At 69.9% G+C, this 13646-nt stretch carries 14 protein-coding genes; 8 read left to right on the top strand and 6 right to left on the bottom strand.

Translation table 11 applies throughout. The annotated features are described in order from the left end of the window. Window positions 1-52 precede the first annotated feature (52 nt). Complete coding sequence (locus tag OG984_RS08575; RefSeq protein ID WP_328531167.1) at window positions 53-1852, top strand: bifunctional sugar phosphate isomerase/epimerase/4-hydroxyphenylpyruvate dioxygenase family protein; 1800 nt, start codon at window positions 53-55, stop codon at window positions 1850-1852. A 68-nt stretch (window positions 1853-1920) separates the two neighbouring features. Here the strand turns inward: OG984_RS08575 and hppD are convergent, their stop codons facing one another. Beyond that, window positions 1921-3126, bottom strand: coding sequence for a 4-hydroxyphenylpyruvate dioxygenase (hppD, locus tag OG984_RS08580; protein WP_328531168.1), 1206 nt, complete (start codon window positions 3124-3126; stop codon window positions 1921-1923). A gap of 119 nt (window positions 3127-3245) precedes the next feature. On the opposite strand from hppD, the gene OG984_RS08585 reads away from it, so the two are divergent. Continuing rightward, the gene (locus OG984_RS08585) at window positions 3246-3716 is read left to right on the top strand and encodes an Lrp/AsnC family transcriptional regulator (protein ID WP_328531169.1); all 471 of its coding nucleotides are present in this window, start codon (window positions 3246-3248) and stop codon (window positions 3714-3716) included. An 8-nt stretch (window positions 3717-3724) separates the two neighbouring features. Here the strand turns inward: OG984_RS08585 and OG984_RS08590 are convergent, their stop codons facing one another. Continuing rightward, window positions 3725-4810, bottom strand: coding sequence for a sensor histidine kinase (locus tag OG984_RS08590; RefSeq protein ID WP_328531170.1), 1086 nt, complete (start codon window positions 4808-4810; stop codon window positions 3725-3727). 10 nt (window positions 4811-4820) lie between these two features. Beyond that, window positions 4821-5486: a response regulator transcription factor gene (locus OG984_RS08595; protein WP_328531171.1), complete on the bottom strand. Its 666-nt coding sequence runs from the start codon at window positions 5484-5486 to the stop codon at window positions 4821-4823. A gap of 85 nt (window positions 5487-5571) precedes the next feature. Between OG984_RS08595 and OG984_RS08600 the strand changes: the two genes are divergently transcribed. Then, a complete protein-coding gene (locus tag OG984_RS08600; protein ID WP_328531172.1) occupies window positions 5572-6717 on the top strand; it encodes a lipid II:glycine glycyltransferase FemX in 1146 nt (381 codons plus the stop codon). Between the two features lie 28 nt (window positions 6718-6745). Further along, window positions 6746-7321 (top strand): VanZ family protein, encoded by a 576-nt coding sequence (locus tag OG984_RS08605; protein ID WP_328531173.1) that lies wholly within the window; start codon window positions 6746-6748, stop codon window positions 7319-7321. A 38-nt stretch (window positions 7322-7359) separates the two neighbouring features. Here OG984_RS08605 and OG984_RS08610 read toward each other — a convergent pair whose 3' ends face one another. Next, entirely contained in the window at window positions 7360-7833 is a 474-nt protein-coding gene (locus OG984_RS08610; RefSeq protein ID WP_328531174.1) for a DUF6194 family protein, read from the bottom strand. A 69-nt stretch (window positions 7834-7902) separates the two neighbouring features. On the opposite strand from OG984_RS08610, the gene OG984_RS08615 reads away from it, so the two are divergent. Further along, a complete protein-coding gene (locus OG984_RS08615; RefSeq protein ID WP_328531175.1) occupies window positions 7903-8646 on the top strand; it encodes a MerR family transcriptional regulator in 744 nt (247 codons plus the stop codon). Here the strand turns inward: OG984_RS08615 and OG984_RS08620 are convergent. Continuing rightward, window positions 8596-9930 (bottom strand): UDP-N-acetylmuramoyl-tripeptide--D-alanyl-D-alanine ligase, encoded by a 1335-nt coding sequence (locus OG984_RS08620; protein ID WP_328531176.1) that lies wholly within the window; start codon window positions 9928-9930, stop codon window positions 8596-8598. The two genes, OG984_RS08615 and OG984_RS08620, sit on opposite strands and share 51 nt — an antisense overlap. Window positions 9931-10152: 222 nt before the next feature. On the opposite strand from OG984_RS08620, the gene OG984_RS08625 reads away from it, so the two are divergent. The 3 genes from OG984_RS08625 to vanX are packed head-to-tail and all read left to right on the top strand — an operon-like array spanning window position 10153 to window position 12801. Then, the gene (locus OG984_RS08625; protein ID WP_328532340.1) at window positions 10153-11133 is read left to right on the top strand and encodes a D-isomer specific 2-hydroxyacid dehydrogenase family protein; all 981 of its coding nucleotides are present in this window, start codon (window positions 10153-10155) and stop codon (window positions 11131-11133) included. After that, window positions 11126-12190, top strand: coding sequence for a D-alanine--(R)-lactate ligase (gene vanA, locus OG984_RS08630; protein ID WP_328531177.1), 1065 nt, complete (start codon window positions 11126-11128; stop codon window positions 12188-12190). The genes OG984_RS08625 and vanA overlap by 8 nt, the downstream gene beginning before the upstream one ends. Next, window positions 12187-12801 carry a D-Ala-D-Ala dipeptidase VanX gene (vanX, locus tag OG984_RS08635; protein WP_328531178.1) on the top strand — a complete coding sequence of 205 codons (615 nt, stop codon included), beginning with the start codon at window positions 12187-12189 and terminating at the stop codon, window positions 12799-12801. The genes vanA and vanX overlap by 4 nt, the downstream gene beginning before the upstream one ends. Here vanX and OG984_RS08640 read toward each other — a convergent pair. Next, the gene (locus OG984_RS08640) at window positions 12777-13643 is read right to left on the bottom strand and encodes a CHAD domain-containing protein (RefSeq protein WP_328531179.1); all 867 of its coding nucleotides are present in this window, start codon (window positions 13641-13643) and stop codon (window positions 12777-12779) included. The two genes, vanX and OG984_RS08640, sit on opposite strands and share 25 nt — an antisense overlap. Window positions 13644-13646 lie beyond the last annotated feature (3 nt).

The following is a 13646-nucleotide window of genomic DNA, read 5'->3' on the forward strand; positions in this document are numbered from 1 at the left end:
AACCCGTGGCAATGAATGTACCGTTTCGTACATTAGCCACGAACGGAGAACCATGCGCACCGCGATCGCCACCGTCTGCCTCAGCGGCGGCCTCGTCCAGAAGATGTACGCCGCGGCCGAGGCCGGCTTCGACGCGATCGAGATCTTCGAGCCCGACCTCATCGCCGCACCGCAGTCTCCGGAGGAGATCCGGGCGCTGGCCGACCGGCTCGGACTCACCCTCGACCTCTATCAGCCCTTCCGCGACGCCGAGGGCGTCGACGAGTCGGCCTTCGGCGACGTGCTGCACCGGGCCGAGGCGAAGTTCCGGCTGATGCGGCGGCTCGGGATCGATCTGATGCTGGTCTGCAGCAACGTCGGCACCGCGACCGTGGACGACGACGAGATCTCCGCGGGGCAGCTGCGTCGGCTGGGCGATCTCGCGGCGACGTACGGCATCCGGTTGGCGTACGAGGCGCTGGCCTGGGGCCGGTTCGTCGACGACTACCGGCGCTCGTGGCGGATCGTCGAGCTCGCCGACCATCCCAACGTCGGCATCTGCCTGGACAGCTTCCACATCCTCTCGCGCGGCCACGACCCCAAGCAGATCGAGGACATCCCTGCCGAGAAGATCTTCTTCCTGCAGCTCGCCGACGCGCCCGCGCTCAGCATGGACGTGCTCTCCTGGAGCCGCCACCACCGGCTCTTCCCCGGCGAGGGCAGCTTCGACCTGCCGGCCTTCCTCGGCCACGTGCTCCGTGCCGGCTACGCCGGACCGCTCTCGCTGGAGGTCTTCAACGACACCTTCCGGCAGACCGATCCGGTCCGCACCGCTCGCCAGGCCCAGCGATCGCTGCGCTGGCTCGCCGACCGCACTGCCGAGCTGCTCGGCGAGGAGGCGGGTCCGCTCCCCCGGCTGCCCGAGGTGACCGCGCCGGAGGCCTTCGACTTCGTGGAGATCAAGGCGTCGGACACCTCCGGCGTCGAGGTGCTGCTCGAGCAGCTCGGCTTCGACTTCGGCGGCCGCCACCGTAGCAAGCAGGTGCGCCTGTGGACCTGGGGCTCGGCCCGCGTCGTGTGCAACGACGTACCCAGCGCCTCCCCCGAGCCGCACATCGCGGCCGTCGGCTTCGACGTCGCCGACTCCGACCCGGCCGCCCAGCGCGCCACCCGGCTGATGGCACCGCCGGTCCATCGCCGGACGTACGCGGGCGAGCAGGCGCTGCGCGCCTTCACCTCGCCCGACGGCACCGAGGTCTTCCTCTCCCACGCGCAGGACTGGATCGGCGAGTTCCCTTCGACAAGCTCAGGACATCGCGACGGCGGGGTGTCGCGTCCCGACGGACACGACGCACGGATCGACCACGTCAACCTCGTCCAGCCGTGGCACAGCTTCGACGAGGCGGTCCTCTTCTACACCAGCGTGCTGTCGCTGACCCCGCAGCCGACCCAGGAGGTCGCCGGCCCGGCCGGCCTCGTGCGCAGCCAGGTGATGAGCTCACCGGCCGGCGGCGTACGTCTGCCGCTCAACCTGCTTCCGACCGAGCAGCAGGGCCAGGCACAGCACATCGCGCTCGCCTGCCACGACGTCATCGGCGTCGTCGCGGCCGCCCGCGAGCGGGGACTGCGGCCGCTGAAGGTGCCGGGCAACTACTACGACGACCTCGTCGCCCGCTTCGGTCTCGCCGACGATCTCGTCGCCACTCTGCGCGACCTCGATCTCCTCTACGACCGCGACGCCGACGGCGAGTACCTGCACTGCTACACCGAGACCGTCGGCGAGGTCTTCTTCGAGCTCGTCGAGCGCCGCCAGCGCTACGACGGCTACGGCGCCGGCAACGCACCGGTCCGCCTGGTCAGCCAAGCCGGCTGACCCCGCCGAAACCGTAGAAGTGGGCGACGAAACCACAGTTTCGTCGCCCACAACTACAGATTCGGCGGTCAGAAGTTGCCGCGGCGCTCCTGCTCGCGCTCGATGGCCTCGAAGAGGGCCTTGAAGTTGCCCTTGCCGAAGCCGAGGGAGCCGTGGCGCTCGATCAGCTCGAAGAAGACCGTGGGGCGGTCGCCGATCGGCTTGGTGAAGATCTGCAGCAGGTAGCCGTCCTCGTCGCGGTCGACCAGGATGCCGCGCTTCTGCAGCTCCTCGATCGGTACGCGCACCTCACCGATCCGGGCGCGCAGCTCGGGGTCCTCGTAGTAGGAGTCGGGGGTGTTGAGGAACTCGATGCCGGCGTCACGCAGCGCGTCGACGGTGGCCAGGATGTCGCCGGTGGCCAGTGCGAGGTGCTGGGCGCCGGGGCCCTGGTAGAACTCCAGGTATTCGTCGATCTGCGACTTCTTCTTGGCGATCGCGGGCTCGTTGAGCGGGAACTTCACCCGGTGGTTGCCGTTGGCCACGACCTTCGACATCAGCGCGGAGTAGTCGGTCGCGATGTCGTCGCCGATGAACTCGGCCATGTTGGTGAAGCCCATGACGCGGCCGTAGAAGTCGACCCACTCGTCCATCTTGCCGAGCTCGACGTTGCCGACGACGTGGTCGAGCGCCTGGAAGAGGCGCTTGGGCGCACCCTCGGGCTTCTTCAGCGTCGAGGTGCGGGTCACGTAGCCCGGCAGGTAGGGGCCGTCGTAGCCGGAGCGGTCGACCAGGGTGTGGCGGGTCTCGCCGTAGGTGGCGATGGCGGCGATGCGTACGGTGCCGTGCTCGTCGGTCACGTCGTGGGGCTCCTCGAGCACCGTGGCACCGGCGGAGCGAGCGTGGGCGATGCAGCGGTCGACGTCGGGCACCTCGAGGGCGATGTCGATGACGCCGTCACCGTGACGGGCGTGATGGGCGATGATCTCGCTCTCGGGCGCGACGCCGCCCTTGATCACGAACCGCACTCCCCCGCTGCGCAGCACGTAGGAGTGGTGGTCGCGGTTGCCGGTCTCCGGGCCGGAGTAGGCGACGAGCTCCATGCCGAAGGCGCTCTGGAAGAAGTGGGCGGTCTGGGTGGCGTTGCCGACGGCCCACACGACCGCGTCCCAGCCGGTGACCGGGAACGGGTCAGAGGTGTCGTCGTAAGCCACCAGGCCGACGAGCTGCTCCAGCTCGGCCAGGCCGAGTCCGGCGAGCTTCTCTTGGTTGGTCAGGGTGTCTGCAAGCGTCATGCGGGCAAGTCAAGTGTGCCGAGTCACACCAAACAAGTTGATCACTGAGCACTGGTCAATCTGTCAGATCGGACCAGCCATTACCGCTTCTCGCTAGACAATTTGGCTACCATCGAGCCATGAACCTCGATGACCTCGACGTCACTCTCCTGGAGACGCTGCACGCCCATCCCCGCGTCGGCGACCTCGAGCTCTCCCGCGTCGCCGGTGTCGCCCGCGCGACCGTGCAGAGCCGGCTGCGCAAGCTGGCCGAGGCCGGCGTGATCCGCGACTGGGCGCCGACGATCGACCCCGCCGCGGCCGGCCACGCCGTCCAGGCGTTCGTGACCCTGGAGATCTCCCAGGGAGCCCTCGAGGACGTACGCCGCGACCTCGCCGAGATCCCCGAGGTGCTGGAGGCGTACGTCACCACCGGCTCCTTCGACGTCTTCTGCAAGGTCGCGACCGGGTCGCACGCGAAGCTCCAGGAGGTGCTCGTCCGCATCGACCAGTCCCACGCCGTCGTCCGGTCGACCAGCGTGGTCGCCCTCTCCACGCTCATCGAGCCGCGCACCCTCGACCTGCTGCGCACCGGAGCCGCGCCGCGCTGACCGACGCGTCAGGAGGCCCTGGGCAGCTCGACCGAGACCCGCAGCCCGCCGCCGGGCCGGGCGAGGACGGCGAGGTTGCCGTCGTGGGCACGGGTGATGCTCTTGACGATCGCCAGGCCCAGCCCGACGCCGGCATGGTCGACGTGGATGCGCTGCGTGCCCCGCTGGAACGGCTCGGTGAGGGTCGAGACGAGCTCGCGGGAGAGCTCCTCGCCGGTGTTCGCGACGGTGAGGACCACGCTCCTCTCCCGGGCGGTGACGGCGACCGACACGGACCCGTCCTCGGGCAGGTTGTGGACGACGGCGTTGTGGATCAGGTTGGTCGCCACCTGGAGCAGCAGTGCCGGGGAGCCGCTGACCGGAGCCTGGTCACCGGTGACCTCGATCCGTACGCCGCGCTGCTCGGCCAGCGGCAGCAGCGTCTCGACCGCCTCCTCGGCGACCAGGGACAGGTCGACCCGCTCACGGACGAAGGAACGCTGGTCGGCACGGCTGAGCACCAGCAACGCCTCGGTCAGGTCGATCGCTCGGGAGTTGATCAGCCGGAGGCGGTCGATGAGCTGGTCGACGTCGCGGTTCGGGTCCTTGCCGGCGACGTCGAGGAGCGTCTGCGTGATCGCGAGCGGGGTGCGCAGCTCGTGGGACGCGTTGGCCGCGAACCGCTGCTGCTCGGCCACCTGCGACTCGACCTTCTCCAGCATGTTGTCGAAGGCGTCGGCGAGCTCACGGAACTCGTCACCGGGGCCGTCGAGATCGACCCGGTGCGAAAGCGATCCGGTCGCGGCCGTACGCGTGGCCTCGGTGATCTTCCTCAGCGGCGCGAGCATCCGGCCGGCGAGGATCCATCCTCCCACCAGCCCGAACACGACCAGGAAGCCCATCATCGTGGCCGCCCGCGGCGCGAACGCACGCTCGAGGTCGGAGCGGTTGGGGACGAAGGGCGCGCCCGGTCGCCCGGCCTGCTGCGGCCATTCCAGCCACACCCCGTCGGGGACGTACCGCAGCAGGAACACCCAGACGACGGCGAGGAGCAGGACCCCGGTGACCACGATGACCCCGGCATAGCTGAGCGTCAGCTTGAGCCGGACGCTCATCCCCGGGCGTCTAGGAACCGACATCGATCCGGTATCCGACACCGGGCACGGTCGCGATGATCGCGGGATCGCCGAGCCGCTTGCGCAGGGCGGAGACGGTGATGCGTACGGCATTGGTGAACGGGTCGGCGTTCTCGTCCCAGGCCCGTTCCAGCAGCTCCTCGGCGCTGACCACGCCGCCCTCCGCGGCGGCGAGCACCTCGAGCACCGCGAACTGCTTGCGGGTCAGCGCCACGTAGCGGCCGTCGCGGTAGACCTCCCGGCGGAACGGGTCGACCCGCAGGCCGGCGATCTCCCGCACCGGTGGCCGGCTGTGGGCACGGCGCCGGTCGAGGGCGCGCAGCCGGAGCACCAGCTCGCGCAGCTCGAACGGCTTGGTCAGGTAGTCATCGGCACCCAGCTCGAACCCGGAGGCCTTGTCGTCGAGCCGGTCGGCCGCGGTGAGCATCAGAATCGGCATCCCGGTGCCGGAGGCCACGATCCGCTTGGCGACCTCGTCCCCCGACGGCCCGGGGATGTCGCGGTCGAGCACGGCGATGTCGTAGGCGTTGATGCTCAACAGCTCCAGGGCCGTGTCGCCGTCGCCGGCGATGTCAGCGGCGATCGCCTCCAACCGCAGCCCGTCCCGGATCGCCCCTGCCATCAACGGCTCGTCCTCGACCACCAGCACCCGCATGCTCCGATCCTAGGTGGACGACATATCGCCGACGTATCCGAAATGCCATACGCCCTGACGACATCGCCTCGGGTTCACTGGCACGGTGACCTTCACTGTCCGACCGATCAGCCCCGCCGAGCACCTCGATCACATCAGGTCGCGCCGCTCGGTCAGCTTCCTGCAGACCCCGGCCTGGGCCGACGTGAAGACCGAGTGGCGCAGCGAGTCGCTGGGCTGGTACGCCGGCGACCGGCTCGCCGGGACCGGGCTGGTGCTGCACCGGCCCGTACCGCGGCTGGGCCACACCCTGGCCTACCTGCCGTGGGGCCCGGACATCGACTGGTCCGGCGGGCTCACCGTCTGGTTCCCGCCGCTCGTCTCCTACCTGCGGTCCCAGGGTGCGTTCGCGATCCGGGTGGCGCCGCCGGTGCCCACCCACACGTGGGACGCGACCCAGGTCAAGGAGGGCATCGCCGACCCCGGGGTCGCCCGGCTCACCGACCTCCCCGGCGGGCCCGACCGGGCCGGCGCCGAGGTGACGCGGTATCTCCGCGACTCCGGCTGGATCCCGCAGAACCCCGAGGACGGGTTCGGGGCGGGGCAGCCGCAGTTCACGTACGAGATCCCGCTGCGGCGCTTGGACGGAACCGCCCGTTCCGAGGACGAGGTGCTCCGGGGCATGAACCAGCTGTGGCGGCGCAACATCAAGAAGGCCGCCAAGGCCGGCGTCGAGGTCACCACGTCCACCGGCGGCGAGGACCTGAAGGCCTTCCACGACCTCTACGTGCACACCGCCGAGCGCGACCACTTCACGCCGCGGCCGCTGGCCTACTTCGAGAGGATGTTCACCGCGCTCTCCGCGGAGGACTCCCCTGAAGACGGAGAACGGCGGATCACGCTCTACCTCGCCCGCCACGACGGCGACCTCGTGGCCGCGACGATCTACGTCCGCGTCGGCGGCCACGCCTGGTACGTCTACGGCGCCTCCTCGACCGAGAAGCGGGACGTACGCGGCTCCAACGCCTGTCAGTGGGCGATGATCCGGGACTCTCTCGCCGCCGGGTGCGACGTCTACGACCTGCGGGGCATCACCCCGACCCTGTCCGCCGACGACCCGCACGTAGGACTCATCCAGTTCAAGGTCGGCACCGGCGGCAGGGCGGTGAGGTACGTCGGCGAGTGGGATCTGCCCCTGCGGCCGATCCTCTACCGGGCGTTCGACCTCTACATGAGACGGCGAGGGCGCTGAGCAGCATGACGAAGGATTGGGGAATCGGATGATCGTGAACGAATCAGGCTCGCTGACCGAGACGGGGGTCGTCGTCCTGACGATGCTGGCTCTTCCGGTGGCCGTGCTGGCCGTGCCGGTGCTCGCGGTGCTACGCCGGGCGCTCGGGGTGGCGTGGCCCCGGGCGTGGCGCCACTCGCTGGCGGAGGTCGCCATCGTCTACGGCACCGTGCCGGGTGTGCTGCTGACCCTGTTGCCCGGCAACAACGGCATCCTGTCGGGCAACGTGAGCCTGGTTCCCTTCGAGGACATGGCGACGATGGGCCCGATCGGGCTGATCGGCAACCTGCTGATCTTCGCCGCGCTGGGCTTTTTCGGCCCCATCCGCTTCCCGGCGCTCCGCTCGGTGTGGCGGGTCCTGGTCCTGGCCGGCGCGGCGTCGGTGTCCATCGAGGTGATGCAGCACCTGTTGCCCCTCGGCCGCGTCTCCTCGGTCGACGACGTCATCCTCAACGCCGGAGGCGCCACCGCCGCCGCGATCCTGTCGTGGCCGTGGTGGCGCCGCCGGCGCTCCTCGCCGCCGCCGAGCCCGGCTCGCAGCAAGGAGCTCGTGCGGTCTGTGTGACCGCCACCGGGCAGCCATGCCTTCGGCCGAGCGGGGCGTCATTCCCCCGCATCGAGCTTGCGGCGCTCGGTGCGGCGCTTGGCATCCTCGTGTGCTCGGCGAAGGAGCTGGGCTGCCAGCTCCCGAGTGGCGGCGGCAGGGTTGACGATCGACACCCATCCCTGTGGGCGGTAGAGCGGGTGCGGAAGCACGGTGTCGGTGACCGCGTAGTCGCGGGGCGTCGCCTCGGCCCGGGGATGCTCGCCGGTGAGCTCGATGAAGGCGTCCGTCCCGACGTGGATGTTCAGCCGCCAGCGATCGGGACGGTCGAGGGCGCACAGGGTGTCGCCAGGGTAGTTCTTCGTCACGACGGTGGCGTAGGGCTGCTCGCGCTGAGGCACCCGGCCGTCGGGGGCGAAGTAGAAGAAGTGGTCGCCCCAGGCGATCTCCGGGAATCCGCTGCCCTCGGTGGGTGCGAGTTCGAGGACGCCGTCGAAAGCTCGGATGGTCTGAAGGATGTCATCCATACTCATGGTTCAAGTGTGAGCTTGAAGTGCTTATGGAGGGTTCTGGTGAACCGAGCGACCGAATCAACCCGACACATGAACACCGCCGCCTTGGCGGCAGCGTCCGGATACTCGGTGCAGCAGGTGCGCGACCTGGAGGCGCAGGGCGTGATCCCGGCGGCGACCAGGTCGGCCAACGGCTATCGCCAGTTCTCCGCCGCGCATGTCAGCGCACTTCGTGCGTACCGCGGTCTCGCGGAGGCGATAGGGCCGGTCGACGCCCGCACCGCGATGCGGGACCTCCGCACCGTGCCGGCCGGGCAGGGGGCAGCGTTGATCTGCGGGTTCCACGCGAGGCTCAACGACGAGCGCGCGCAGGCGCTCGCGGCCCGTCACGCTCTGGAATCGATCCGTTCCGAGGCGAGCACGGAGGCGGAACCCGTCGAGAGCGACTCGATGACCATCACGGAGCTGTCCCAGGCCCTCGGCGTCAGGGCATCGACGCTCCGCTTCTGGGAGAAGGCTGGTCTGGTGGCCCCCGAGCGGGTCACCACCCCGGCAGGTACCGCGCGCCGCTACCCGCTCACCGCCATCCGCGAAGCACGCATCACCGCCGCCCTTCGAGCAGGTGGCTACCGCATCCCAGACGTACAGGCCGCGATCACCGCTGTCCGAGAGCTCGACGAGGTGAGCCACACGATCACAGCGCTCGACGCGCGACTCGCGACCATCGCGCAGCGCACGCTCGCCCTTCTCCGGGCCGGAACCCTGCTGGCGGTGATCATCGAGTCATCCCGAGACGAGCGCCGCGGCGACCTGGTCGAGCCGGGCTCCACGTGAGGCCTTGACGAGCACGACGTCGCCGGGTGCGAGGTGGCTGCGCAGCCAGTCGATCGCGGCGGCGTTGTCGGGCAGCGCCACCGCCTTCGTCCCCGCGCCGTCCGCGATGACGGCGGCGGCCTCGCCGATGGTCAGGACCAGGTCGGCCCGGGTGGCGGCGTACGTCCCGACCTCGTGGTGCGCCTCGCGGCTCGCCTCGCCGAGCTCGAGCATCTCGCCGAGGACGGCGATGCGACGCCTGGCCTCGATCGAGGCGAGGGCGTCGAGGCCGGCGCGGGTCGACTCGGGGTTGGCGTTGTAGGAGTCGTCGATCAGCGTCGCACCGTTGGACAGGGCACGCAGCTCCATGCGCCACTTCGAGATCGACGCGGTGTCGAGCGCGGTCGCGGCCTGGCCGAGCCGGACGCCGGCGGCCAGCCCCGCCGCCGCGGCCGCCGCGGCGTTGAGCGCCCAGTGGGCGCCGACGAACGGGAGCGTGACGACGACCGTGGTGCCGTCGTTCCGGAGTCTGAACGAGGGCCGGCCGAGCCGGTCCAGGGCGAGGTCGCGCACGTGCACGTCCGCCCGCTCGCCGGCCCCGAACGTGAGCACCGGACCGGTGGTGAGGTCACGCATCGCGAGCACCCGGGGGTCGTCGGCATGGAGCACGGCCGTACCGCCGGTCGCCATCCCGCGCACCAGCTCGCTCTTGGCGACGGCGATCGCCTCGCGCGACCCGAACTCGCCCAGGTGGGCCCGGCCGACGTTGGTCACCACGGCGATGTCGGGCGCGACCAGGCCGGTCAGCTCGGCGATGTCGCCGATGTGCCGGGCACCCATCTCGAGCACCAGGAACCTCGTCGTGGCGTCGGCGCGCAGCATCGTGAGCGGTACGCCGAGCTCGTTGTTGAACGAGCCTGAGGTCGCGACGGCCGGTGCGGCGCTCGACAGCACCGCCTCGATCATGTCCTTGGTGCTGGTCTTGCCCTGGGATCCGGTCACCGCGACCACGGTGAGCTGGTCGCGCAACAGGGCGACGACATGGGCGGCCAGCCGCTGCAGCGCGGCCCGTGCGTCGTCGACGACGACCGTCGGCAACGCCGTCGGGCGCGACCCGAGGGCAGCGACGGCGCCGGCCTCGGCGGCCTGTGGCGCGTACTCGTGGCCGTCGGTGTGCTCGCCCGCGAACGCGACGAAGAGGCCGCCCGGGTCGGCCCCGCGACCGTCGATCACGGCCGGGGCGCTGACCGTCACCGAGCCGTCGCCGATGACCTTCCCGCCGACCAACGAGGCTATTTCGTCCAAGCTGAGGGGAATCATCCCCTCAGTCTTGGAAATCCCTTGTTGCCGGCGTGTATCCGCTAATCGATATGCGCACGATAACTCCAGCCGGCCTCGTGTTCTACCTATCGTCGGCATATCGGAAATTCCATACGGAGTCGCAACCGCACCTTCGGTTTGCTGGCCTCGATGATCTACCACGAGCCGACCCTGACGGCGCCGACCGAGCCGACGGCGCACCCCGCGATCTCGCCGACCGTCGGGATCACGGTCTATGGCTGCGCCCCTGATGAGGGCCGACTTTTCGACTCCCTGGCGTCCGCCCACGGCGTCTCGCTGACCACCACCACCGAGCCGGTCCGCGAGGACAACGCCGATCTCGCCCGCGGCGACCGGTGCATCAGCGTCAGCCACAAGTCGCCGATATCGAACGAGACCCTCCTCGCTCTGCAAAGGCTCGGGGTTCGGTATATCTCGACGCGAAGCGTCGGTTTCAACCACATCGATGTCGACTTCGCCGCGAGCATCGGGATAACCGTCGGAAACGTCTCCTATTCACCCGACTCGGTCGCCGATTACACCCTGATGCTGATGCTCATGGCGGTGCGCCAGGCGAAGGCGATGGTCCGGCGCACGGACGCGCACGACTACCGACCGCCGACCGCCCGGGGGCGCGAGCTTCGCGACCTGACCGTCGGTGTCGTCGGGACCGGGAGGATCGGCGCGGCCGTCGTCGACCGGCTGCTCGGCTTCGGCTGCCACGTGCTCGCCTACGACATCCGGCCCCGGTCCGCCGTCGACGGGGTCGAGCACGTCGACCTCGACACCCTGGTCGAGCGCAGCGACATCGTCACGCTCCACACGCCGCTCAGCGAGGAGTCGCACCACCTGCTCGACCGGCGCCGCATCGACCGGATGCGGCCCGGAGCGTACGTCGTCAACACCGGTCGTGGCGCGCTCATCGAGACGCCGGCACTCGTCGCGGCGCTCGAGGACGGCCGGCTGGGTGGCGCGGCCCTGGATGTCATCGAGGGCGAGGACGGCATCTTCTACGCCGACCTCCGCGGACGCGAGCTCCCCAACGACTGGCTGTCCCGGCTCCAGGAGCTGCCGAATGTGCTGGTCAGCCCCCACATCGCCTACTTCACCGACCATGCCCTCATGGACACGGTCGAGAACTCCATCGTGAACTGTCGAGAATTCGAAAGCAGGTTTCAGCATGTCTAAGGTCAAGGTCGGCATCATCTTCGGTGGCGTCTTCGAGGAGCACCCCGTCTCGGTGAAGTCGGCGCAAGAGGTCGCCAGGCATCTCGACACCGACACCTACGAGGCCTACTGGATCGGCATCACGAAGAGCGGTGACTGGCGCCTGTGCGACGGTCCTGAGGCCAGCTGGGAGGACGGCGCCCACCGCCCGGTGGTGCTCTCCCCAGACCGCAGCGTCCACGGGCTGCTCGTCCTCGACCAGGACGACCACGGCGGCAGCTACGAGACCATTCGGCTCGATGTCGTGCTCCCGGTCCTGCACGGCAAGCTCGGCGAGGACGGCGCGCCCCAGGGGCTCTTCGAGCTCTCCGGGATCCCGTACGTCGGCTGCGACGTGCAGAGCTCGGCGCTGTGCATGGACAAGTCGCTGGCCTACACGGTCGTCGCCGCGGCCGGTATCGCGACGCCGGCGTGCTGGACGCTGTTCCCCGGCGACACAGTGCAGACTATTGGCGATCCCGGCGAACTCCCCTATCCGGTCTTCGTGAAGCCGGCCCGCTCCGGGTCGTCTTTCGGGGTCAGCAAGGTGAGCTCGGCCGCGGAGCTGGACGAGGCGGTGGCGACCGCGAGGCAGTACGACGAGAAGGTGCTCATCGAGGAGGGGGTCGTGGCCGAGGAGATCGGCTGTGCGATCCTCGGCAACGGCTCCGAGCTGGTCACCGGGGAGGTCGACCACGTCGCGCTCTCGCACGGCTTCTTCAAGATCCACCAGGAGGACGCCCCCGAGACCGGCTCTGAGAACGCGACCTTCATCGTGCCCGCCGACATCCCGGCCGAGGCGCGGGAGCTGGTCAGGACCGAGGCGCAGCGGGTCTACCGCGCGCTGGGATGCCGGGGCCTGGCGCGGGTCGACATGTTCCTGAAGGCCGACGGCACCGTGGTGCTCAACGAGGTCAACACCCTGCCCGGGCTCACCTCCTACAGCCGCTACCCGCGGATGATGGCGGCGGCCGGGATCTCGATGGCCGAGCTCCTCGACCGCGCGATCGCCCTCGCGCTGGAGGAGACGGTCCGATGAGGGAGGGCTTCGCCTTCGTCGACGAGCTGGTGCCGGGCATCCGCTGGGACAGCAAGTACGCCACCTGGGACAACTTCACCGGCAAGCCGGTCGACGGCTACCTGGTCAACCGGATCGTCGGGACCCGCGAGCTGTGCGCCGCGCTCGCCCAGGCACGGGACAAGGCCGCGGCTCTCGGCTTCGGGATCCTGCTGTGGGACGGCTACCGCCCCCAGCGCGCGGTCGACGCGTTCCTGCGCTGGGCCGAGGAACCCGCCTCGGCCGACGACGAACGCAAGCGGATCCACTACCCCGCGATCACCCGTCCGGAGATGTTCGAGAAGGGATACGTCGCCACCAAGTCCGGCCACAGCCGCGGCAGCACCGTCGACCTGACCCTCTTCTCCCTGGCCACCGGCGCGCTGCTCGACATGGGCGGGGACCACGACCTGATGGACGAGATCTCCCACCACGGCGCGGCCGGTGTCTCGGAGGCCGCAGCACGCAACCGGTCGCACCTGTGCTCGGTGATGGAGTCGTGCGGATTCAGTCGCTACCAGAACGAGTGGTGGCACTACTCGCTGATCCAGGAGCCCTACCCGGAGACCTACTTCGACTTCCCGGTCGGCTGATCCAGCCAGCCACGGACCTTGGAGCGCTTCGCCTTCTTCCAGACGGGGGCGAACCGCTCCTCGGCGTCGTCGGCCGCCGTCATCTCCGTATGGAGGAGCTGGAGGAGGGTGTCGTCGCGCTCCGGGAGCTCCTCGATCGCCCGGATCGTGACCACGGAGTCGTTGAGATCACCGAGGGTCGACTGGATCGACCTGGTGGCATCGGCGAGGCGCTCGGCGTCCTTGCCGAAGACCTCTCGCAGCGACTCCGCGGCATAGCGGGTGCGCTTGGCCTTCTTGCGCGCCTCGTGGAGCTGCAGGCGTCGTTCACCGGGATCAGCGGCGCACTCGGCGGCCTCGACCGCGGACTCCAGGCGCCGCCAGCTCTTGCGGACGCGCTTGCGCAGCCCCTTCCTGCCCGGCGCCCCGTCCGACCAGGGAAAGCCGTCGGTCGCAGCCAGCGCCGCGACGAGTGTGCGGTAACGCTCGCCGTCCAGCTCCGGCAGGAGCCGGGCTCGCCCGACGGCCTGGCGCTCGGCCAGGGCGGCCCGGAGCGCGTCGACACCGGACGGTGCCGGACCGTGCTCGGCCGCCCAGCGGCGGATCCGTTTGCGGAGCACTTCGGCGTCGCGTACGTCTCCGAGGAGGGCACCCAGCCACTTCAGCTCGTCGCGGAGCGGCTCGGTCTGCTCCGGGTCGAGGAACGGGCGGTAGGTCGCCAGGACGCTGCGCATCCTGCGTACGGTCACGCGCATCTGGTGGACCGAGTCCTCCTCGTCACGCAGCACGAGCCGGCCCCAGCGGTGGAGCGCGGCCACCTGGTCGCGCCACCACTCGCCGACCGGCTCGTGTGGATGACTCATCCC

This window comes from Nocardioides sp. NBC_00368 (genome assembly GCF_036090055.1).
In the GTDB taxonomy this organism is placed as follows: Bacteria; Actinomycetota; Actinomycetes; order Propionibacteriales; family Nocardioidaceae; genus Nocardioides.